The organism is Sphingomonas hankookensis (assembly GCF_022664465.1).
Taxonomy (GTDB): Bacteria; Pseudomonadota; Alphaproteobacteria; order Sphingomonadales; family Sphingomonadaceae; genus Sphingomonas; species Sphingomonas hankookensis.
On sequence record NZ_JAKREV010000001.1, the window covers coordinates 749,572 to 769,871 of the forward strand.

The window sequence follows — 20,300 nt, forward strand, 5'->3', positions numbered from 1 at the left end:
TCATGACCGACCGCACCGCCGTCGTCCACGGCCTCGAACCCACCAATGCGCTCAGCGTCGAGCGCGTGCGTTCGGTGCGCCACTGGAACGAGCATCTTTTCAGCTTCACCATCACGCGCCCGCCCAGCTTCCGCTTCCGTTCGGGCGAGTTCGTGATGATCGGACTGCCCGGCGACAACGGCAAGCCGCTGCTGCGCGCCTATTCGATCGCGAGTCCCGCCTATGCCGAGGAACTGGAGTTCCTGTCGATCAAGGTCGCCGACGGCCCGCTGACGTCGAAGCTGCAGCAGATCGTGCCGGGTGATGAAATCTTCCTCGGCAAGAAGCCGACCGGCACGCTGGTCACCGACGCGCTCAAGCCCGGTTCGCGGCTGTTCATGCTTTCGACCGGTACCGGCCTCGCCCCGTTCCTGTCGCTGATCCGCGATCCCGACGTCTATGACATGTATGCGTCGATCGTCGTCGTCCATTCGGTGCGCCGCGTGTCCGACCTGGCGTTCCGCACCACGCTGGAAGCGAACCTTGCCGGCGATCCGCTGGTCGAGGATCAGGCGGCGCAGCAGTTCACCTATGTCCCGACCGTGACGCGTGAGGAATTCCACACCACCGGCCGCATCGATGCGCTGGTCGACAACGGCACGCTGTTCTCGGCGCGCATCGGCGGCGCGCAGGCGTTCGACCCGGCGACCGACCGCGTGATGCTGTGCGGTTCGACCGAGATGATCCGCGACTTTTCGGAGTATCTCGAAGGGCTGGGGTTCGAGGAAGGGTCGAACGCGAAGCCGGGCGATTATGTGATCGAGCGGGCGTTCGTGGGGTAAGGCTGCCCGCCTTTACCCCTACCTCCTTTCAAATCAGAACCGTTTGGTTCGAGCAGCTTCGAGCCTGTCGAGAAGCGACTGTCGAGAACGGCCCGTTTGGGGCAAGGCGTTCTCGACGGACGCTTCTCGACTTCGCTCGAAGCTGCTCGAACCGAACGGAATAGTCAGGAACCGGGGCGGCTCATCACCGCCCCCTCCCCGCTCAATAACTGACCCGCACCGTCCCCAGCACCGTCCGAGGGGCAATGAAGAACCCCTGGTCGAAGTTGATCGCGCTCAGCGCCTTCGCATCGTTGACGTTGCGGACATTGGCGGACAGCGACACGCGCGGGGTCAGCGCATAGCGCGCCATCAGGTCGACCGTCGCGTAACCGTCCTGCGTGATCCGCACCTGCTTACCCGTCGTCGCGATGACGCCCAGCGGTTCGAGGTACATCCGGCTCTGATACTGGCCCGACGCGCCGATCTTCAGGTCGGGGAGCATCGTCGGCGACCATACGATGTTCAGCCGGGCGGTGTTGCGGGGCACGAAGGTCCGCACCGGTTCGTCATTCTCGCCGCGAATGCGCATCGCGGTAAAGCCGCCGGTCGCCTGTAGCCCCGGTGCCAGCTCGCCGCTCATCTCGAACTCGATGCCGCGCGACGTCGCGTCGACGCCGCGGAAAAGCGACTGACCGATCGACGCATCGAAGCCGGCGGCTTCGGCCGTATTCTTCTGCCGCGCCTGGAACAGCGCGACGCTGGCGTTCAGGCGACCGCCCAGCCATTCGCCCTTCAACCCGGCCTCCAGATTGTCGCCCTCGATCGGGTCGATCAGGCGGCGGTTCACATCGGTCTGCGTCTGCGGATTGAAGATCGTCGCGAAGCTCGCATAGGCGCTGACATTGCCGGTCAGGTCATAGGTCGCGCCGACGAACGGCAGGAAGCGGGCGCGATCGTAGTTGGTCGGCGCGGTGTAGGACACGCCCTCGCTGAACGCGCGGGTGGCGTTGGCGCCGACCATGACCTTCAGCGCATCGACCGGGTTCAGCCGGATCAGGCCATAGATCGTGTCGCGCCGGGTATGGCTGTCGAGGCTGCGGGTGAAGGCCGGGAAATCGGGTTCGGGAAACGACCCGTCGAACCCGCTGAACAGCGGCAGCGAGATGCCGATCGTGGAAAAGTCATACGCCGAATCCTGCGTGTAGCGCTGCGCCGAGCGGTTGGCGCCGAACATCACGTCATGGCTGCGCCCGAACAGCGACACGGTGCCGCTGATGTTGGCGTCGATCGTCAGGTTACGCGCGAACGACTGGAACGCACCGGGATAGCTGACGATGCCGAGGCCGGTGGCACGATCGGGCGCACCGTTGACCTCGTTGGGCAGCTGCTCGCCATAGACGTAGAACAGCCGGTCGTCCTCGTCGATCGCGCGGCGCTGCACGCTGACCTTCGCGGTCCAGTCGCCGAAGCGGTGGGTCACGTCACCGAAGATCTGGCGATCGGTGACGTCGAAGCTGGACCAGTCGGGCGAGCTGTTGGTCGAGCGGGCATAGTCGATCCGGCTGCCGTCGCTGTAATAGAGCGGCAGCGCGCCCCACATCGCCGCGCGGCTTTTGTGGTTCTGGTGGCCATAGCCGGCGCTGACGACGGTATCGGGGCCGAGGTCCGCCTCGACGATGCCATAGCCGGTCCAGCGACGCAGGCCGTAGCGGTCGAGATGGCTGTCGGTATCGAGATACGACCCGACCGCACGCGCGCGGACCGATCCGCTCTTGGTCAGCGGCACGCTGATATCGCCGTCGAGGCGGAGATTGTCGAACGAACCATATTGCGCGCTGGCCGATGCGGCGAGATCGCGGGTCGGGCGCTTGCGGATGAAGTTGATGACCGCCGACGGGTTGCCGGTCGACGACAACAGCCCCGGCGCGCCGCGCAATACCTCGATCCGGTCGTACATCGCGGTATCGATCGACCCGTTCTGGATGCCGAACGGGAATGGCAGGCCGACGCCGTCGATCTGGAACGTCTGGATATCGAAGCCGCGCGCCGAATAATAGAAGCGGTCGGTTTCCTGCGCCTGCACGTTGACGCCGGGCACGGTCGCCAGCAGCTGGTTGATGTCGTTCAGCTGGAAATCGTCGATCTGCGCGCGGGTCACGACGCTGACCGACTGCGGCGTTTCACGCAGCGACAGCGGCAGGCGGGTGGCGGTGCTCTGCGCCTTTACCGCATAGTCGTCGCTGCCTTCGGTGCGCAGGCCGGTGACGACGATCTCCTCGCCACGCTGCGCAGGGTCCTCGGCGACCGGGGTCGGCGAAAGGGCGGTGGCGGCGAGCAGAACGGCAAGAGGCGACATGCGAAATCCCTGTGATGTTTCGCGCCGCCTAATCCGCCGTTACTGCTTTTGCAAGTGACTATCAGTATCTCACTCTTATCCGGTGAGGAAGCGTCCGAAGACGGCCACATCCTGCCGGTCGAGCCCGCATGCGGCGTAAAACGCCATCGCCGCATGATTGTCGCTGCGGACCATCAACTGCACCTTCGGCACGCCCGCCGTGCGCAACCAGTCCTCGGCTGCGGCGAACAGCGCGCTGCCGATCCCCTGCCCTTGGGCGTCGGGCACTACCGCGAGATAATAAAGCCAGCCGCGATGCCCGTCATGGCCGACCATGACGCTGCCGATCACATCGCCGTCGCGGGCGACCAATATGTCCGAACTCCCGCCGCCCTGCGCCCGTGCGAAATCGGCATGCGGATCGTTCCACGGGCGGGTGAGGCCGCAGGCGTGCCACAGCGCCACCACCGCCGCCGCGTCGTCAGCGGTGGCGGGCGCGATCACCGGGCGATGCACGTACTGCCCGCCCATAGCGCGCTGACAATGTCCTTCGCATCGTACACGCCCGACAGGCCACCGCTGCTGAACTCGCGGCCGAGGCTGGTCTCCTCGACCGGCGCGACGATCGCTGATTCGACCGCAGCGCGCTTCGATCCGATGCCGACCCCGGCCATCGTCGTCAGCCCGCGTCCGCGCGCGGCCCAGCCGACGAAGCGGCCCTCCTGGAAATAGACGGCGATGCGCGGATAGGTCGCGACGTCGAGCGGACCCTCGCCGCACTCGGCATTGGTCGATCGCGCCGGGATGGTCTGCGTCGCCGCCTCGACCACGCGCAGCACGACCCCCGCCGGGGCGCCGAACGCCAGCGTGCGGCTGCTGGCGCCGGCCACCGTCTGCAACCCGTCGGGGGCGAGGTTCAGCGCGACCGCGTTGCGTGCCGCCGCCTCCGCCCCGGCCGGTGCGTCGCAGCGGACGAGGCGCGCCGGGCCGTCGACGCCGGTCATCTCCAGCGAACCGCCGGCACCCAGGGCGAAGCGATAGCGGCGCTGTTCGGTGATCCCGCCGCGGTCGCCGACCACGTCGACATCCACTGCCCCCGCCTCCGCCACGGTGATGCCGCGCACCGGCACGTCGCGGTCGCCGATCTTGAGTGCGCTGGCGCCCACCACCAGCCGGGTCGCGCCGGGCGTCGTGGCGGCGCAGGTCGTGCCGTCGCGGTCCCATGTACCCACGAAGCGGGTCGGGATCGTCACCAGCGTCTCCGGGGTCGGGCTGGCGGCGGGCAGGACCGGTTCGTCCTGCGTCAGATTGGCGGGCGGCGGCGTTTCATCCGCCTGTCCGCACCCGGCCAGCATCGCCAGCACGCCTATCGTCCACCGCCGCATCGCTCGACCTCCCGAATGCCACGCCGCACGACTGCCGGATTCAATAGCCGAGCGAAAGGGCGAACGCGGCGATCAGTGCGGTTGCGTCGCCGTTTCGGGGGTCGGGGTGTCGTCGGTCGCCGCCGGGGGCGACAGCGTCGCGAAATAGGCCTTGGCCGGCAGCTCGATTACTGTCACCCGCCCGGCATTGGCGTGTTCGACCGATTGCACGAACGACCGCGGCTTCTTCATCAGCTTCTTGTCCTCGACCACCTGCAACCCCGATCGCCGCGCCGCTTCGGCAACGAAGTGGACGCAGTTGCGGCGGTTGAGGTTGTAGTGCGAGTCGCCGGCCTCACCCCATTCGACGATCAGCGATCGGACCGCGGCATATTGCGCGTCGCTCAGCACGACCGAGAAATGCGCGTTGCTCTTGGCGATATAGGAGGGTTTGGGGCGATCGATCCGCCCGCCGACCGATCCCATCAGCAGCGCCGGGGTGATCGCCTTGGCCGTGAAGCCATAGCTTTCGTTCACCGCCGGCGCGCCGGCATCGGGCGCACCCGAAAAGGTGAAGAAGGCATGCGGAAAATTCTGGCCGAACTCTTGCGACCAGAAGGTGATCGTCACCGCCGCCTGTGCCGGCACGATCGTCGCCAGCGTCAGCAGCAACAGTGCGAACCCGCGCAGCAGCGGGCGGAACAGGCGGTCGATCGTCATGCGGCAACTATACCGAAAGCGGCGCGCCGGGACCACCCGACGCGCCGCCCGAACCGTACCGTCGCTGGCGTATTAGCCGCGGTCGGCGCGCTCCGCTTCCGCGTCCGCGTCGTACCCCGATGACGGCGCGGGGCCGTCGCTGCCGGGCTGGACCGAAGCAGGCGGGTCCGACGCGTCCATCGATTCGTCGAGGCCGCGGTCGAGCCGCGCATCGCTGTCCGACGCATCGGCATGGTCGCCCCCGCGACCGGCATCGCCACGCGCGGGCGTGCTGGCTTCGCTCTCCTTGCCGTCGGGTGCGACCGACAGCGAGGACAGCGCCTTGTCGTCGATTCCGGTGGTGTCGTTGGTCATATCCCTCACTCCTTCGCCGATAAAACGAAAGGAGCCCGGCGGGCGTTCCCCGTAAACGAAAAGGCCCGACAGTCTCCCGCCGGGCCCTTCGCATTGGCTATCAGCAGCTTCAGTCGCGGTTGCCGAGGAACGACAGCAGGAACTGGAACATGTTGACGAAGTCGAGATATAGCGACAGCGCACCCATGATCACGGCCTTGCCCGCGAAATCGGTGCCCGCGACCTGATAGTACAGGCCCTTGATCCGCTGCGTATCATAGGCGGTCAGACCGGCGAACAGCAGCACGCCGACACCGCTGATGATCAGGCTCATCATGCCCGACTGGAAGAACAGGTTGAGCAGCGACGCCACGATCAGGCCGACCAGGCCCATGATCAGGAACGTGCCGAATCCGGTCAGGTCGCGCTTCGTCGTATAGCCATAGAGGCTGAGCGACAGGAACGCGGCGGTGGTCGCGAAGAAAGTCAGCGCGATCGACGGGCCGGTGTAGCGCAGGAAGATCGTCGACATCGACAGACCCATGATCGCCGCAAAGGCCCAGAACAGGCCCTGTGCCGCGCCGGTCGACAGGCGGTTGATGCCGAAGCTCAGCACCATCACGAAGATCAGCGGGGAAAAGATGATTGCGTACTTCAGCAGGCCGGGCTGGTAGAACACCTGCGCCGCCATCGAGGTATCGCCACCCCATGAGAACAACAGCGCGACGATGCCGGTCAACAGCACGCCGGACGCCATGTAGTTGTACACCGAAAGCATATAGGACCGCAGCCCTTCGTCGCGCGCCATATCGCGGTCGCGAGTGCGCGTGATCGGTGCGGCCGACGTCCGGGGATCGGACCAGTTCGCCATTGTAAACTCCTCTTCCCGGCACACATGCCGGATGCTTGAAATATCGGCCGCCACAACGGCGATTTCAAGCCAAACGCGGAGAGCAACATTTTGTTACGCTACCGGGAGAATCCGCCGTGCACCGTCTGTTCGTCGCCCTTCGCCCGCCGCCTGCAATGCGCGACGCGCTGGTCGACGTCATGGACGGGATCGACGCCGCGCGGTGGCAGGACGACGAACAGCTGCACGTGACACTGCGCTATATCGGCGAGGTCGAACGCCCGGTGGCGGAGGATATCGCCGTCGCCTTGCAGGCGGTCCGTGCGCCCGCACTCGACCTGGCGCTGTCGGGCGTCGGGCGGTTCGATACCGGGTCGCGCGGGCGGGCATTGTGGGCGGGGGTGACGCCGCACGACGCGGTCGCCGCGCTCCACCGCAAGGTCGATCACGCGCTGCTGCGCATCGGCCTGCCGCCCGAGGGTCGCGCCTATCTGCCGCATATCACGCTCGCCCGGCTCAACCGCGCATCGGGGCCGACCGATGGTTTTCTCGGCCGCCATGCCGGACTGACCTCGCCCGCGATGCGCTTCGACCATTTCGTGCTGGTCGAAAGCCATCTCGGCAAGGGCGGCGCATGGTACGAGCCCGTCGCCCGTTATCCCCTGATCGCGCAGGCACCGGGCGAAAGCTGAACGAACGCCTGTTGTTTCGTTCATGAAACCGTCACGCCGAGGATGCGTTAAGCGATCAAGTCAAGGATACGAACGAAAGGAAGAACCCCATGCGCACTATCATGATGGCGCTCGCCGCTGCTTCGCTGATGGCACCGGTCGGCGTGACCTTCTCGGACCACGGCATCTCGGTCGGCAAGACCCAGGCCGAGGCGCAGCGTCGCAGCCAGTATCGCGAATGGCGCGGCCGCGACGGTCGTCGCTATTGCCGCAAGCCCAACGGCACCACCGGCCTGGTCGTCGGCGGCGTCGCCGGCGCGCTGGTCGGTCGCACGATCGACTCGCGCGGCGACCGTACGCTCGGTACGCTGCTGGGTGCCGGTGCAGGCGCACTGGCTGGTCGCGAGATCGAACGCAGCGGCAGTCGTGGCCGTTGCCGTTGAACCTTAACCGGTCTGACGAATTCTGAGGGGCGGGTCCGGCGACGGGCCCGCCCCTTTTTCATGATGAAGGTTCCCGCATGATCCGCAGTGCATCCGCCCGCTACGACGGCCTCGGCAAGGACGGCAAAGGCCATGTTTCGACCCAGTCGGGCGTACTGTCCGACCAGCAATATGGCTTCAATACCCGGTTCGAGGACGGCAAGGGCACCAATCCCGAGGAACTGATCGCCGCCGCCCATGCCAGCTGCTTCACCATGGCGCTGAGCTTCGCGCTGGCCGGTGCCGGGTTCAAAGACGGCACGCTGGAGACGACCGCGAAGGTGACGCTCGACAAGGATGGCGATGGGTTCACGGTGACGAAGTCGGCCCTGACGCTGACCGCCAGCGTGCCGGGCATCGAACAGGCGCAGTTCGAGGAAATCGCCGCCGGTGCCAAGGCGGGGTGTCCGATCTCCAAGCTGCTGAATGCCGAGATCACGCTGGAGCATAGTCTGACGGCGTAGGTCGCGAACACGCACATCTTTTCGTATCCCCGCGCAGGCGGGGATACGTTAGACGCGCCCACCTTTTCGCGAAGCCTTCACCCTTTTCACGCTACACCCGCCCGCGATGCTGCGTGTCCTGACCCTCGCCACCCTGTTCCCCGATGCGGTGCGGCCCAATTTCGGCGTGTTCGTCGAACGACAGACGCTGGGGCTCGCCGCGCTCGACGATGTCGCAGTGCAGGTGATCGCGCCGCTGGGCCTGCCCCCCTTCCCGCTCACGCTCCACCCGAGTTATCGCGCGCTGTCGGCACTCGCTGAGCGGGAGGTGTGGAAGGGCCTGCCGGTCGATCGGCCGCGGTTCCTGAACCTACCCGGCACGCAGGGGCGGTTCCATGTCGGGGCGCTGGTCCGCCGACTGGTGCCGCGCCTGACGGCGCTGCGCGAAACCTTCCCCTTCGACGTGATCGATGCCGAGTTCTTCTTCCCTGACGGTCCCGCCGCCGTAGCGCTGGGCCAGCGGTTCGGCGTGCCGGTGTCGATCAAGGCGCGCGGTGCCGACATCCACCATTGGGGCCATACACCCGCCACCGCCGCGCAGGTGCGTGCCGCCGGGCGCGCCGCCGACGGATTGCTGGCGGTATCGCAGTCGATGGCCGACGATATCGCCGCCGCCGGGATCGACCGGCCGGTGCGCGTCCATCGCACCGGGATCGATCGCAGCCGCTTCGGCACTGTCGATCGCTTCGCGGCCCGCGCGCGGCTGGGGATCACGGGACAGTTGGTCGTGTCGCTCGGCGCGCTGATCCCACGTAAAGGACATCGCATCGTGCTCGACGCGGTGGCGGCGCTGCCGGGGGTGCAGTTGTGGATCGTCGGCGGCGGCCCGGACCACGCGTCGCTGGCGGCACGCATCGCCGAGCTGGGCGTCGGCGACCGGGTGCGGCTGTGCGGATCGATGCCGCATGGCGATTTGCCTGACCTGTTAGCGGCCGCCGACGTAATGGCGCTGGCGTCGGCGTCGGAGGGCTTGGCGAATGCGTGGGTCGAGGCTTTGGCGAGCGGAACACCGATCGTCATCCCCGATGCCGGCGCTGCCCGCGAAGTCGTGACGACCCCGGCGGCGGGGCGGATCGTCGCGCGCGAAGCGGCGGCGGTGGCGCAGGGAATTGCCGCGATACTGTTGCAACCGGTCGACCCAGCCGCGACACGGGCGACGGTCGACGCGTTCAGTTGGGAGCGCAATGCGGTGGAGTTGCGCGAGCATCTGGCGGGACTGGTCGCGGCGCGGCACTAACACCACAACACTTCGTCACCCCGGGCTTGACCCGGGGTCCCGCTTCTTCTCACCCGTCGTCAAATAGCGGGACCCCCGAATCAAGTCCGGGGTGAAGAAGAAGGTTATTGATTCGCTTCTGTCCAAGCCTGCGCTGGGATGACGTTGATGGCTAAGCAGCCACCCTCACAGCGGATAGAACGCCGCCGCGATCTGTCGCCCTTCGTCACGCAGCACGCCCCACGCGCGTGCAGCCGCGCGGCTGTCCATCGCCTCGATCCCCAGCCCCTGCGCATCGAGCGCCCGGACCAGCGCGCGGGGCGGCTGGCGTAGCGTCGCGCCGGTGCCGAGCAACAGGAACTCCGGATTCATCGCCAGCACCGATGCCAGCGCCGCCGCGTCGAGCTCCTCGAACACCGGCGGCTCCCACAGATCGGCGCGCTGCGGCGTCATCAGCAGCGCGGGGTAGATGCCGTCATCGACCCGGAACCCGGCGGCGGTCAGCCCGGAGACGAGCGGACCGTCGCCCTTGCGGGTCCGGTCGAGCTTCACCGCGGCCCCTTTTGCGGCACCGGTTCCTTGACCGTCCCCTCACCCACCGGCGCACCAGGCTTCAGCCCCAGCGTGATGAGCAGCGACGACGACACGTAGATCGACGAATAGGTGCCGACGATCACGCCGAGGATCATCGCGGCAGTGAAACCGCGCAGCACATGGCCGCCGAACACCAGCAGTGCGGTCAGCGCGAGCAGGATGGTCAACGAGGTCATGACGGTCCGCGGCAGCGTTTCGTTGACCGACAGGTCGATCAGCTCGCGCATCTCCATCTTGCGGAACTTGCGCATGTTTTCGCGGATACGGTCGTCGATCACCATCTTGTCGTTGATCGAATAGCCGATGATGGTCAGCACCGCCGCGACGATGGTCAGGTCGAACGCGAACTGGTCGCGGAACAGCGCGAAGAAGCCCAAGGTCATCAGCACGTCGTGGACGATCGCGACCGCGGTCGACACGCCGAACTGCCATTCGTAGCGGAACCACGAAAAGATCGCGATGCCGACGATCGCCAGCACTACGGCGAGGATGCCGTTGGTCACCAGCTCGTCGGACACCTTGCCCGACACGGTCGAATAGTTGCTAAAGGTCGCACCCGGAAATTCAGAGGAAAGCGCGGACTTCACCCGTTCGACCAGCCGGTCGGTCGCGCCCGAATCGCCCTCGGGCACCGGCAGGCGGATCGACACGAGCGTCGGGTCGCCGAACTGCTGGATCGCGGGTTCGCCCACGCCCAGCCGCTCGATCGTCGCACGCACCTTGTCGATCTGCGGCGGCGAAGCGAACTTCTCCTCGATCGCGACGCCGCCCATGAAGTCGACGCCGAAGTTCAGGCCCCGCACGAACACCAGCCCGACCGCGAGGATGCTGAGGATCAGCGTCACGGTGAACGCGATTCTGCGTACCGCGACGAAGCGGATGTTGGTGTTGTCGGGAACCAGCTTGATGAGACGCATGACGCCGGGGCCTTAAATGGTGATGTCGGTCGGACGGTTGCGGCGCATCCATCCGGCGACGAGCATCCGCGTGAAGGTGACGGCGGTGAACACCGAGCTGGCGATACCGAGCAGCAGCACGACCGCGAAACCGCGGATCGGGCCAGAGCCGAGGATCAGCATGATCCCGCCGGCGATGGCGTGGGTCACGTTCGCCTCGAAGATCGTGCGGCTCGCTTCCTTATAGCCCAGCTCCAGGGATTGCAGCACGCTGCGCCCGCGTCGCCGCTCTTCGCGGATGCGTTCGTTGATCAGCACGTTGGCGTCGACCGCGGTGCCGATGGTCAGCACGAACCCGGCGATACCGGGCAGCGTCAGCGTGGCGTTCAGGAACGCCATCACCGCGATGATCATCAGGATGTTCAGCACGACGGCGATCGTCGAATAGATGCCGAACCGGCCATAGGTCATGACCATGAACACGATGACCGCGACCGTCGCGATGATCGCGGCGGTGACGCCGGCCTTCACCGAATCGGCGCCCAGTTCGGGGCTGACGGTGCTTTCCTGCACGACGGTCAGGTCGACCGGCAGCTTGCCCGAACGCAGCGCAATGGCGAGCTGGTTGGCGCTGTCGGCGGTGAAGCCGCCGCTGATTGTCGCGCTGCCGCCGAGGATCGGTTCGTTGATGTTCGGAGCCGAGATCACCGAATTGTCGACGATGATCGCGAACGGCTTGCCGGTATTTTCCTGCGTCACCTTCGCGAAGCGGCGACCGCCTTCGGCATTGAAGTTGATCGTGACGTTAGGCTGGCCGTTCTGGTCATAGGTCTGGCGCGCATCGGCCAGCTGGTCGCCCGAAATGATCGTTGACCGCTTGACCGCGATCGGGGCGCCCTGCGCCGGATAGGGCAGGATCTGGCTTCCCGCCGGGGCCTGCCCGCGGGCGACCGCGGCGGGATCGGCGGCGAGGTCGACCAGCTTGAATTCCAGCCGCGCGGTCTTGCCGAGCAGGTCCTTCAGCGCCTTCGGATCGGACAGGCCAGGGACCTGCACGACGATACGGTTGCTGCCCTGCTGGATGATAGTCGGTTCGCGCGTGCCCAGTTCGTCGATGCGGCGGCGTACGACCTCGGTCGCGTCCTTCATCGCATTCTCGACCGCAAGGCGCAGGCCGGCCTGCGTCGGGGTCAGGACAAAGCGCGTGGTGTCGCGCACCTCGATGTCCCATTCGCGCTGGCCGGTCATCCCGGCACCGCCGCCGGTCAGCCCCAGCAGCTTTTCACGCGCGGCGTCGACCTGTGTCGCGTCGCGGACCATGAAGCTGATCTGCCCGCCGCGCGTCGAAATGTCGCCGACGCTGACCCGCGGCGTGCGGCGCATCTCGGTCGCTATCATCTCGCGCATCGCCTCGACCCGCGTCGCGGCGACGTCCTGCGTCTGCGCTTCGAGCAGGATGTAGCTGCCCCCCGCCAGATCGAGGCCGAAATTGATCGTCGGCGTCGGTACCCAGCCGGGCAGCTTCGCGCGCGTCGCTTCAGGCAACAGGCTCGGCACCGCGAACAGCGCCAGCAAAATCACGGATGCCCAGATGGCGATCCGTTTCCAGCGGGGAAAGTCGAGCATCAGTCGTTCGCGGGCTTGGCGCCGGCCGGCGGCGTGACTTCGGCGATGGTCGCCTTGACCACGCGGATGCGGGTGTTGGCCGCGATCTCGACCTCGACGAAGGCGTCCTCGACCTTCGTCACCTTACCGATCACGCCACCGGCGGTCACGACCTGGTCGCCGCGCTTCACGGCGGCGATCGATGCCTGCAGCGTCTTCATCCGCTTCGACTGCGGACGGATCAGCAGGAAGTAGAAGGCGACGAAGATCAGCAGCAGCGGCGCGATGCCGATAAGCGTGCCGAGGAAACCACCCGAAGCCGCAGGAGCGGCAGCGGTCTGGGCGAAAGCGGAAGGTACGAGCATTGCTGGCCTGAATGTCCGAAAAAGCGGACGCCGCGAACACGGCATCCTGTCAATTGCGGGCAGCTATCATCTGCACGGGCCCCGCGCAACATTTGCCCGTTCGCGCGCTTCGGGCTTGCATGGCGACGAAACCGGGCCTAAACGCGCCCCTCTCTGATCGGGGCGTAGCGCAGCCTGGTAGCGCATCACACTGGGGGTGTGGGGGTCGCAGGTTCGAATCCTGTCGCCCCGACCAGAGAAATTAACGACTTAGCGTTGCCTGAGACCATCCTGCAGATGGCTAGCAATCACCCAGCAATCACCGTTTTCCGGTCGGGGTCATTCGACTCGCTCGATGAGCGAGATTGGTGCACTGCCTAATAACTGACGCAGTTGTTGCCTGCGGCTTGCAAGCCACTCCCTCCTGCTGAGGTAACGACAGGCCTTGCACCCATTGGGGTGACCTATCGATTGCCTCCAGCGATGAAGCTGCATTACGCCAGCCTCCAAGCGCGAGCACGAAGTGCGTGAGGTACGTAGGGTGCACGGCCAGTGCTGCGGCCTTATCCATTACCGACGTTGCGGCTGACCACTGACTTTCGCTCATCACGGGAAAGGTCGCCTTCAAGCCGTGCCTGGTCGAGCCATCACAAAGCAGTCGCACGAACCAAAAGAACGCACTCTTCTTCGCTTCTTCGGCATAGTTAACCTTATCAGACCGGACAGCCCGATGACGACCTCGACCCACATCCTGTCATTCGCGGCCTCTTTTCGGTTCCCAGAAGCGGACGCTCGTTCATCGCGGCCTCCGACGGCGGCTGTGCGCATCAATTTTGCTTATTCGGACAACGAACCGACAATGACGAAAGCAGTCGTCTAGGCGGCTCGGAACCGAGTGTGGCAATCGCTACTGCACAAAACGCTGAGCTGAAAGTGCCGTTGGGTCGGGTTCAGGCGGCGTCGGTTGCTTCAACCATGGCGCGAACCCGCTTCATGCCCTCGTCCGGATTGGCGTAGACGCCCTCGCTCCCGATGATCACGCCATCCGGCTTGAAGGCCACCAACCGGGCCAGTTCGAGCGGATCGTCCGACGGCACCAGATCGCCGAACGCCGGATTGCTACTTGGCCCGACCGCCGCGACGAAGTGCTGGTCCACGATGCGCTTGGTGGTTTGGTATTCCATGAAGTAGCCGAGCGAGAAGTCGAGCTTGCTGAGCGTAGGGTGGTCGGCATCGAAGACGACTGCAAACACCGGCAGGCCCCGCTCGGCCGCCTCAGCGCGCGCGACGTCCAAATCGTCATGGGGTGGTCGGAGGAAGAAGCGGTTTGCGCTCTATGACGTCGGAGTCGAACTGGAGGTATTCGAACGTCGGCCGGAGAGCGATAAGAGCCTGGCCGAGCCCGCTGCTTGGCAGCGTCGAATAGAACGCCACGAAGCCTTGGCAGCGGTGGGTGTCGAGCCGGTCGCGCAGGTTCTGTTCGTCGCCGGGCGTAACGGACAAGCCCGAGTGGGCCTTGTGCTTGCAGCTGACCAGCCAGCGCACGACGTTGGTTCCGCCAGGCCCAAGCCGTTCCTCCTCGACGATGAGGTCGCGTCCTCCGTCGGCGCCGCGGTCGGGGTGCTCGACGATCTTGAACCCCTCAGCCAGGAAGAGTTCGCGGGCGAACAGCTCGAAGCTGTCCCGGTCGGGGCCGCCCTGCGCGGGCGCGATCGCGGTGAAGTCCAATGCAGCCATGGACGAACATATGGAGCACCGTTGGCGGTTCTTCCATTCCGCCGTTGCGGCTTGCTCAGCCGATGCCAGCGCCGCCATCGTAGCGAATGTCTGCTTCACGACGATTACAACCTCGAGCTGTCTGTCCGCAATCGTTCCAGTTTCAGCCCTTTAGCAGAACCTGACCTAACGGCTGCTTTCGGCAAACGCTCAAGCCGCCGCGAACGACCGCGAATGGATCGTTTGCCCGGCCACCGCCAGTTCCCCAAAACAGTGGTCGCGTAGTCAACTCTCGTGCAACTTTCACCGGAAAATTCAAACGTGCTCCGAGTCCAGTCGTCGATAAATGTCTCTGATGGCGCTGCTGCGCCATGCCTGCTAGCCGTCAAATATGGCGACCATCATCAAGGACCGACCCACTGTCGAAGGCGTTGCCGCGGCCGAGCGCGCGCTGGAACTGCTGACGTGTTTTCGAACAGGCGATAAAGCGTTGTCGCTAGCGGAGATCGCCGATCGGACTGGGTTAGTAAAAAGCACCATCATGCGGCTTGCCGTGTCGCTCGAACGGTACAACCTGATCGTCCGGCTCCACGACGGGCGCTATCAGCTTGGCAGCGGGGTCGTTCGGCTTGGCACCATCTATCAGGACAGTGTTGCACTCGAGGAGCATGTAATGCCGGTGCTGGCGTCGCTCGCGGTGATGACTCAGGAAACGGCGACGTTCTACGTCCGTCACGGCGACGTCCGGCTTTGCCTGTTCCGGGTCAATTCGCCCAGCAGCCTGCGGCTCGATGTGCAACCCGGCACGCAGCGGCCGATGGACGAAGCGGGATCCGCGCAGTTGTTGCGCCTGTTCGCGGACTGGCCCGACGAACGGCCGGCGCTGCCCTCGTTGCCGATCTACACCGTGGGGGCGACGACCCCGCATGTGGCGTCCACGTCGGTACCGGTTATCGGCCAAGGCAATCGACTAGTCGGCGCCCTGAGCCTTGCCGGGCCCGACGCGCGGCTGACCGAGGAACGCGCGCGGCAGGTCGCGCTGCCGTTGCTCGAAGCGGGACTTTCACTGTGCCGGTCGCTCGGCGGCGATGGCGAAGCGATCTACCGCGTTCCGGTGGCGATCGCTTCTAACCAAGCCGGGTAACGATCGGACGACGCAGTCCGCGACGCGGACCGCGCCCGAACATCGTCAGAAGGTTGCGACCGGGTTGACCGGGACGCCGGTGCCGGTCTTCACCCGGATCGGTGCGACCGTCAGCAGGAAGGTATAGCGTTTCAACGATGCCGCCATACGGGACAGGGGGCCAAGATCGGTGTTGTCGATCAGCGGCATACCCAAGGCGACCAGCGCGAAATTATGGACCGGCAGATAATCGTCCGGATTGGTGATCTGGGTGGTCGCTGGGAAGGGCACGACGCTGAGCGCGGATTCGCTGCCGATCAACGCCACGTCGCGCTTGCGCAGCCATGGAATGACGGACGCATCGAGGCCGGCCGAGTTTTTCGCGATATCCCACGCACCCTTAGCCGCTTCGCGCTCCCAGCGACCGGTCCGGATGAAGATCGCATCCCCGGAACCGATACGCACGCCGGCGAACTTCTCCCACGCTTCGAGATCCTCGACGAAGATCGGCGTGCCGGGTTCGAGATACGCCAGCCCCTTCATCCGCGGGATGTCGACAAGGACGCCACGGGTGAAGACGCCATCCGCCGCCGCGGCGATGCTGCCGCGTGCCAGACCGCTCGCCATCGAAAAATTCCCGTCCGCCGGGAAGCCGTTATACATCCGCCCGTCGAAGAAATGATGTCCCAGCGCGTCGAAATGCGTGATCGTGTAGCCGTGCGCGGCGATCGAGAGGAGGTCGGTCGATCCGCTGGGCCGCGTAGGCGGGCCCGACAGAATCCGTTGCTGGACCGAAGCCGGTCGGCCCGACGCAGCGCTTTCCGCGCCGGCCATCTCGGGCACGATCTCCCGCTCCAGCGACACCGATATCCCGCGCTTCACAGTGGCTGCTGCGCGGGTGCGAACGGCGGGCGTGATGAGGTTCAGCGTACCCTTCTCGTCCTGTGGCCCCCATCGACCCCAGTTGCTCTCGCTTTTCTTCCACTTGTCCATCGTCTGCTGATCGACGGTGTGCGAAGCGGTCCGGTCCTGCGCCGCGACGGGAAAGGCCGCGCCGCCGAGGAACATCCACAGCACCGAACGGAAAAGGCGCGAAGGTTTTGTCATGATCAGTACTCCGCCCGGATGCCGATGCGGAACATGCGGCCGACCGTGTCATAGAGAAAGGGGTTGGTGACAATCGCGAGGTTGCCGGCGAGCGGCGCGATGCGCGGTTCGGTGTTCAGGATATTGCGGACGTTGAAGTACAGCTGCCCGCCTTTGCCCATTGCCGGGATGTTGACCGCGAGCTGTCCGTCCAAAAACGCCTGCGGTGCCACATCACGGAAGCCCAGCTGCGCCGGCGTCCGCGACACGTCATAGGTGCCGCCGCCGATATAGCGGCCAATCAGGGTGAGATCGAATGTGTCCTGGGTATAGCCGATCTGTGCCTGTCCCCGCCATTTTGGCTGGCTGTCGACGATCGAGCCGGCGACGTCGCGCGTGACGAGCCCGGGCGCCGAGGTGGTGAAATGGTTCACCCGGTTCGCGACAGCCCGCAGCGTCAGCTGCCCGCGCCACCAGTCGATCCAGTCGGCCATGGGCACACGGTACGATGCCTCGATATCGATACCGCTCGTTTCGAGCCGCGAATAATTGATCGGGGACGACCGGAACGCGGTCAGGTTCCCCGATGCGTCACGCGTGCTGAGCGCGCAGAAGTCGGCCGCTCCGGCAAAGCACTGGTCCAGCGCGATCTGGTCGGTGACGGTCGCGATCGCCCCGTCGATCCGCAGCTTGTAATAATCGACCGAAAGCTGAAGCCCCGGGACGAAGGAAGGGCTGAAGACTCCGCCATAGGTTAGGGTTTCGGCGATTTCTGGCTGAAGGGCGGCATTGCCCGTCGTCAGGCTGGAGACGTTCGATACCAGAATGTTGCCACGGAACGGGTCGCGCACCGACGACACATTCTGCCGACCGCGCGAAAACAGTTCGTTCAGATTGGGGGCGCGAATGTCGCGCGACCGTGTCAGTCGCAGCCGCAGGTCGTCGACCGGCTTGTAGGTGACACCGCCCTTCCACGTCGTCACCGCGCCGCTGGTGCTATAGTCCGTGCGACGAACCGCACCGTTCACCTCCAGCAGGTTCAGGAGCGTCATGTCGCGGGCCAACGGCACCACCGTCTCGGCATAGAATTCGCGGATGTCGTAGTCGCCGGACCAAGGCTGCTGGTTGCCGATCTTGTATCCGTTCTGCACCGACAGCGCGTCCGACCGGACCCGCGCGGTTTCGCGGCGATATTCCGCCCCGACCGCCAGCGACACCGGCCCGGCCCAGGTCGCGAAGGGTTCGCCGGACAGGTTGAGCGCAGCCGCCTGCTGCGTGGTACGGATATAGGCGGGACTGTCGCCGTTCACATAGGCGAGCGCCGCCTGCGACGGAGCGCCCACCCCGAATGGATTGAACGGGACGCATCCGTTGGTCGGATCGCTCAGGGTCGAACGGCACACCACCGCGCCCGACGCGGTGCGGACCGCGTCCACGGCACGGGTAAAATTGCCGATCCGGTTCGTCGTCTTGACGATGTTGGTATTGAGGTTCTGGCCCCACTGATAATAGCCATCGAGGCTCCACGAGCCGACCTTGCCTGCGAAACCGCCAACGACCCGCGTCGTCCTGTTGCGGTTGTCGGTATGGGTCTTGCCGTCTTCCAGATCCCACCGCGTCATGGTCAGGCTGGTGACGCCGCGTGCCAGCATCTGGTCGCGAACGGCCTGCGGCAGGAACGCATTGTCACGCTGGATGGTGATGAAGGCGGTCTGCGCGGCCGAGCTGTTGTGGACGTTGGGGCCGTTGATATAGTCGGAACGCACATCGCCATAGCTTGCTTGGACGAAGACGTTCCATTCCGGCGTAACGTCGAACGTGGCATGGCCGAACACCGCCTTGCGTTCGAGCGGGCGGTTGATCTGCTGGATGATGCCGTTGTCGATGCCGTCGCCGCCGACCTGCGTGCCAGTGCTGGTCAGGGTACCGAAGTCGAACGCGCGGGGCGAGCCGTCGGGGTTGAAGGTAATCCCACGAAAGCTGGCATTGGCGGCGGCGGTGCCGCCATTGCCATTCAGGATCAGTCCGCCATAGCTGCTGACCAGGCGGACATTGGCCGCAAGGATTTGCGTCGGATCGGCTGCAGTGCCGGCGGCGCCCGGCCGGGTGATAACCTGATAGCCGCTGCGCGCCCAGCGACGGGCATCCCCGTCGATGCCATCGTTGCGAAAATATTCCCCGCTGACAACGATGCGACCGCGATCGTCAGCAAAGCGCGTACCGCCGGTCAGGGTCGCGACGAACTCGCGATTGTCCCCTTCGGACGAGATGCCGTACTGCGCGCTGCCCTTCAACCCCTTGAACCTGGTGTCGATCACGAAGTTGACGACGCCGGCAACCGCGTCCGATCCATAGGCCGCCGAAGCACCCCCGGTGACGATGTCGACCCGTTCGACCAGTGCGGACGGGATCAGGTTCGCGTCTACGCTGCCGGTAATGTTGGTCGACACGAAGCGCCGCCCGTCGACCAGCGTCAGCGTCCGGGTCGCGCCGAGGCCGCGCAGGTTCAGGAAGCTCTGCCCGCCGCCCGCGCTGCCCGAATTACGTTGCGTGCCGGACGTGTTCGTCAGCGCAGGCAAGGTCCGCAGCGCATCGGCGATAGTCGAGGGCGACGATTTGGTCAGTTCGCTGTTGCTAAGCGAGGTGACGGGAGTCGGGGCGGTATAGCCCGGCCGGCTGACGCGCGACCCGGTAACGACGATGTCCTGTCCGCTATCGGTCGGATCGGCCGGGGCGGCATCGGCTGCGGTCTGATCCGCCTCGACGGGGGCCGGCGATATCTGCGCCGATGCGGTGGATGCCGCGCCGGCGATACCCAGTGTCGTGGTCGCCAACAAAATGGCTGTGCGTTTCATGATACCCTCTCCCCGGCTCGTTGGCCTATGCAGTTTGGTCGACGTGTTTGATCGTTCGACCCTCGGGTCCCGCCTGCCGACGTAGTTCGTCGTTCAGGCAGGACCGATCATCAAAGTCCCTCGCAGCCCAAGCGGCGGAGCGCTTCGTCGACCCAGGCGCGCGGATTTTCGCCCCGCCGGATCTTTTCCATCTGCGCTGTCTCGGCCGCGTGCTTGGCGTGGGCCTTGTCGTAGACCGCTTCCGCGCCGTCGATGGGCACGCTGACCAGTCCGTCATCATCGCCCAGCACCAGGTCGCCGGGATGAATGACCATTCCGTCGATGGCGATCGGTACGTTCACTTCGCCCGGACCGTCCTTGTACGGCCCGCGATGCGTGACGCCGGCGGCGAACACCGGGAAGCTGCTGGCGCGGATCGTGGCTGCGTCGCGGATCGCGCCGTAGATGACGATCCCGGCAATGCCGCGGGTTTCGGCATAAGCGGTCATCAACTCCCCGATCAGCGCGTTGGTCAGGTCGCCGCTGGCATCGACTACCACGACATCGCCGGGTTCGGCGATATCGATCGCCTTGTGAATCATCAGATTGTCGCCCGGGCGGGCCTTCACGGTGACGGCGGGACCGGCAAGTACGCCACCGCCGTGCATCGGACGCAGCGCGGCGCCGCCGCCGGTCATGCGTTGCATCGCATCGCTGACATTGGCGACGGGCAGTTCGGCGAAGCGCCGGACAAGAGCGGCATCGATGCGGCGGGTCAGAGGAAGGACGCGGAAACCAATGGCCATGATATTCTCCTCACCGGCC

At 65.6% G+C, this 20,300-nt stretch carries 21 protein-coding genes and 1 tRNA gene; 7 read left to right on the plus strand and 15 right to left on the minus strand.

Features of this window, described 5'->3' with window-relative positions:
• The first annotated feature begins 2 nt into the window (after nucleotides 1–2).
• Nucleotides 3–821 (plus strand): ferredoxin--NADP reductase, encoded by an 819-nt coding sequence (locus MF610_RS03495; RefSeq protein ID WP_242192771.1) that lies wholly within the window; start codon nucleotides 3–5, stop codon nucleotides 819–821.
• Between the two features lie 202 nt (nucleotides 822–1,023).
• Here MF610_RS03495 and MF610_RS03500 read toward each other — a convergent pair whose 3' ends face one another.
• From MF610_RS03500 to MF610_RS03525, 6 genes are all read right to left on the minus strand, one after another.
• Complete coding sequence (locus MF610_RS03500) at nucleotides 1,024–3,159, minus strand: TonB-dependent siderophore receptor (protein ID WP_242192775.1); 2,136 nt, start codon at nucleotides 3,157–3,159, stop codon at nucleotides 1,024–1,026.
• 75 nt (nucleotides 3,160–3,234) lie between these two features.
• Nucleotides 3,235–3,654 (minus strand): GNAT family acetyltransferase, encoded by a 420-nt coding sequence (locus MF610_RS03505; RefSeq protein WP_242192777.1) that lies wholly within the window; start codon nucleotides 3,652–3,654, stop codon nucleotides 3,235–3,237.
• Nucleotides 3,639–4,523 (minus strand): hypothetical protein, encoded by an 885-nt coding sequence (locus MF610_RS03510; RefSeq protein WP_242192781.1) that lies wholly within the window; start codon nucleotides 4,521–4,523, stop codon nucleotides 3,639–3,641. The genes MF610_RS03505 and MF610_RS03510 overlap by 16 nt, the downstream gene beginning before the upstream one ends.
• A 72-nt stretch (nucleotides 4,524–4,595) precedes the next feature.
• Nucleotides 4,596–5,222: a hypothetical protein gene (locus tag MF610_RS03515; protein ID WP_242192782.1), complete on the minus strand. Its 627-nt coding sequence runs from the start codon at nucleotides 5,220–5,222 to the stop codon at nucleotides 4,596–4,598.
• Between the two features lie 72 nt (nucleotides 5,223–5,294).
• Complete coding sequence (locus tag MF610_RS03520) at nucleotides 5,295–5,576, minus strand: hypothetical protein (RefSeq protein WP_242192783.1); 282 nt, start codon at nucleotides 5,574–5,576, stop codon at nucleotides 5,295–5,297.
• 109 nt (nucleotides 5,577–5,685) lie between these two features.
• On the minus strand, nucleotides 5,686–6,426 hold the full coding sequence (locus tag MF610_RS03525) for a Bax inhibitor-1/YccA family protein (RefSeq protein WP_242192786.1): 741 nt from the start codon (nucleotides 6,424–6,426) through the stop codon (nucleotides 5,686–5,688).
• A 116-nt stretch (nucleotides 6,427–6,542) separates the two neighbouring features.
• On the opposite strand from MF610_RS03525, the gene thpR reads away from it, so the two are divergent.
• From thpR to MF610_RS03545, 4 genes are all read left to right on the plus strand, one after another.
• Nucleotides 6,543–7,097, plus strand: a complete 555-nt coding sequence (gene thpR, locus MF610_RS03530; protein WP_242192789.1) for an RNA 2',3'-cyclic phosphodiesterase — start codon at nucleotides 6,543–6,545, stop codon at nucleotides 7,095–7,097.
• An 89-nt stretch (nucleotides 7,098–7,186) separates the two neighbouring features.
• Nucleotides 7,187–7,519: a glycine zipper 2TM domain-containing protein gene (locus MF610_RS03535; protein ID WP_242192790.1), complete on the plus strand. Its 333-nt coding sequence runs from the start codon at nucleotides 7,187–7,189 to the stop codon at nucleotides 7,517–7,519.
• Nucleotides 7,520–7,596: 77 nt separating this feature from the next.
• The gene (locus MF610_RS03540) at nucleotides 7,597–8,022 is read left to right on the plus strand and encodes an OsmC family protein (protein ID WP_242192792.1); all 426 of its coding nucleotides are present in this window, start codon (nucleotides 7,597–7,599) and stop codon (nucleotides 8,020–8,022) included.
• A gap of 106 nt (nucleotides 8,023–8,128) precedes the next feature.
• The gene (locus MF610_RS03545; RefSeq protein ID WP_242192794.1) at nucleotides 8,129–9,298 is read left to right on the plus strand and encodes a glycosyltransferase; all 1,170 of its coding nucleotides are present in this window, start codon (nucleotides 8,129–8,131) and stop codon (nucleotides 9,296–9,298) included.
• Between the two features lie 165 nt (nucleotides 9,299–9,463).
• Here MF610_RS03545 and MF610_RS03550 read toward each other — a convergent pair whose 3' ends face one another.
• From MF610_RS03550 to yajC, 4 genes are read right to left on the minus strand one after another with little or no spacing between them, the layout of a single operon-like run.
• Nucleotides 9,464–9,829: an MTH938/NDUFAF3 family protein gene (locus tag MF610_RS03550; protein WP_242192796.1), complete on the minus strand. Its 366-nt coding sequence runs from the start codon at nucleotides 9,827–9,829 to the stop codon at nucleotides 9,464–9,466.
• Nucleotides 9,826–10,788, minus strand: a complete 963-nt coding sequence (gene secF, locus MF610_RS03555; RefSeq protein WP_242192798.1) for a protein translocase subunit SecF — start codon at nucleotides 10,786–10,788, stop codon at nucleotides 9,826–9,828. Before secF ends, MF610_RS03550 begins: the two co-directional genes overlap by 4 nt.
• 12 nt (nucleotides 10,789–10,800) lie before the next feature.
• Nucleotides 10,801–12,393 (minus strand): protein translocase subunit SecD, encoded by a 1,593-nt coding sequence (gene secD, locus MF610_RS03560; RefSeq protein WP_242192800.1) that lies wholly within the window; start codon nucleotides 12,391–12,393, stop codon nucleotides 10,801–10,803.
• Entirely contained in the window at nucleotides 12,393–12,737 is a 345-nt protein-coding gene (gene yajC, locus MF610_RS03565; protein WP_242192802.1) for a preprotein translocase subunit YajC, read from the minus strand. Before yajC ends, secD begins: the two co-directional genes overlap by 1 nt.
• Nucleotides 12,738–12,895: 158 nt before the next feature.
• Here yajC and MF610_RS03570 point away from each other — a divergent pair.
• Nucleotides 12,896–12,972 (plus strand) — tRNA-Pro (locus MF610_RS03570).
• Nucleotides 12,973–13,666: 694 nt separating this feature from the next.
• Here the strand turns inward: MF610_RS03570 and MF610_RS03575 are convergent.
• Together MF610_RS03575 and MF610_RS03580 are read right to left on the minus strand one after the other, a co-directional pair.
• The gene (locus tag MF610_RS03575) at nucleotides 13,667–14,011 is read right to left on the minus strand and encodes a hypothetical protein (protein ID WP_242192804.1); all 345 of its coding nucleotides are present in this window, start codon (nucleotides 14,009–14,011) and stop codon (nucleotides 13,667–13,669) included.
• A 4-nt stretch (nucleotides 14,012–14,015) separates the two neighbouring features.
• Nucleotides 14,016–14,453 carry a restriction endonuclease gene (locus tag MF610_RS03580; RefSeq protein ID WP_242192805.1) on the minus strand — a complete coding sequence of 146 codons (438 nt, stop codon included), beginning with the start codon at nucleotides 14,451–14,453 and terminating at the stop codon, nucleotides 14,016–14,018.
• A gap of 370 nt (nucleotides 14,454–14,823) precedes the next feature.
• Between MF610_RS03580 and MF610_RS03585 the strand changes: the two genes are divergently transcribed.
• Nucleotides 14,824–15,576, plus strand: a complete 753-nt coding sequence (locus tag MF610_RS03585) for an IclR family transcriptional regulator (RefSeq protein ID WP_242192806.1) — start codon at nucleotides 14,824–14,826, stop codon at nucleotides 15,574–15,576.
• Nucleotides 15,577–15,621: 45 nt separating this feature from the next.
• Here MF610_RS03585 and MF610_RS03590 read toward each other — a convergent pair whose 3' ends face one another.
• The 3 genes from MF610_RS03590 to MF610_RS03600 form a co-directional block, all read right to left on the minus strand.
• Entirely contained in the window at nucleotides 15,622–16,662 is a 1,041-nt protein-coding gene (locus MF610_RS03590; RefSeq protein ID WP_242192807.1) for a cyclase family protein, read from the minus strand.
• Between the two features lie 2 nt (nucleotides 16,663–16,664).
• Nucleotides 16,665–19,496: a TonB-dependent receptor domain-containing protein gene (locus tag MF610_RS03595; protein ID WP_242192809.1), complete on the minus strand. Its 2,832-nt coding sequence runs from the start codon at nucleotides 19,494–19,496 to the stop codon at nucleotides 16,665–16,667.
• A 110-nt stretch (nucleotides 19,497–19,606) separates the two neighbouring features.
• The gene (locus MF610_RS03600) at nucleotides 19,607–20,281 is read right to left on the minus strand and encodes an RraA family protein (protein WP_242192811.1); all 675 of its coding nucleotides are present in this window, start codon (nucleotides 20,279–20,281) and stop codon (nucleotides 19,607–19,609) included.
• Nucleotides 20,282–20,300 lie beyond the last annotated feature (19 nt).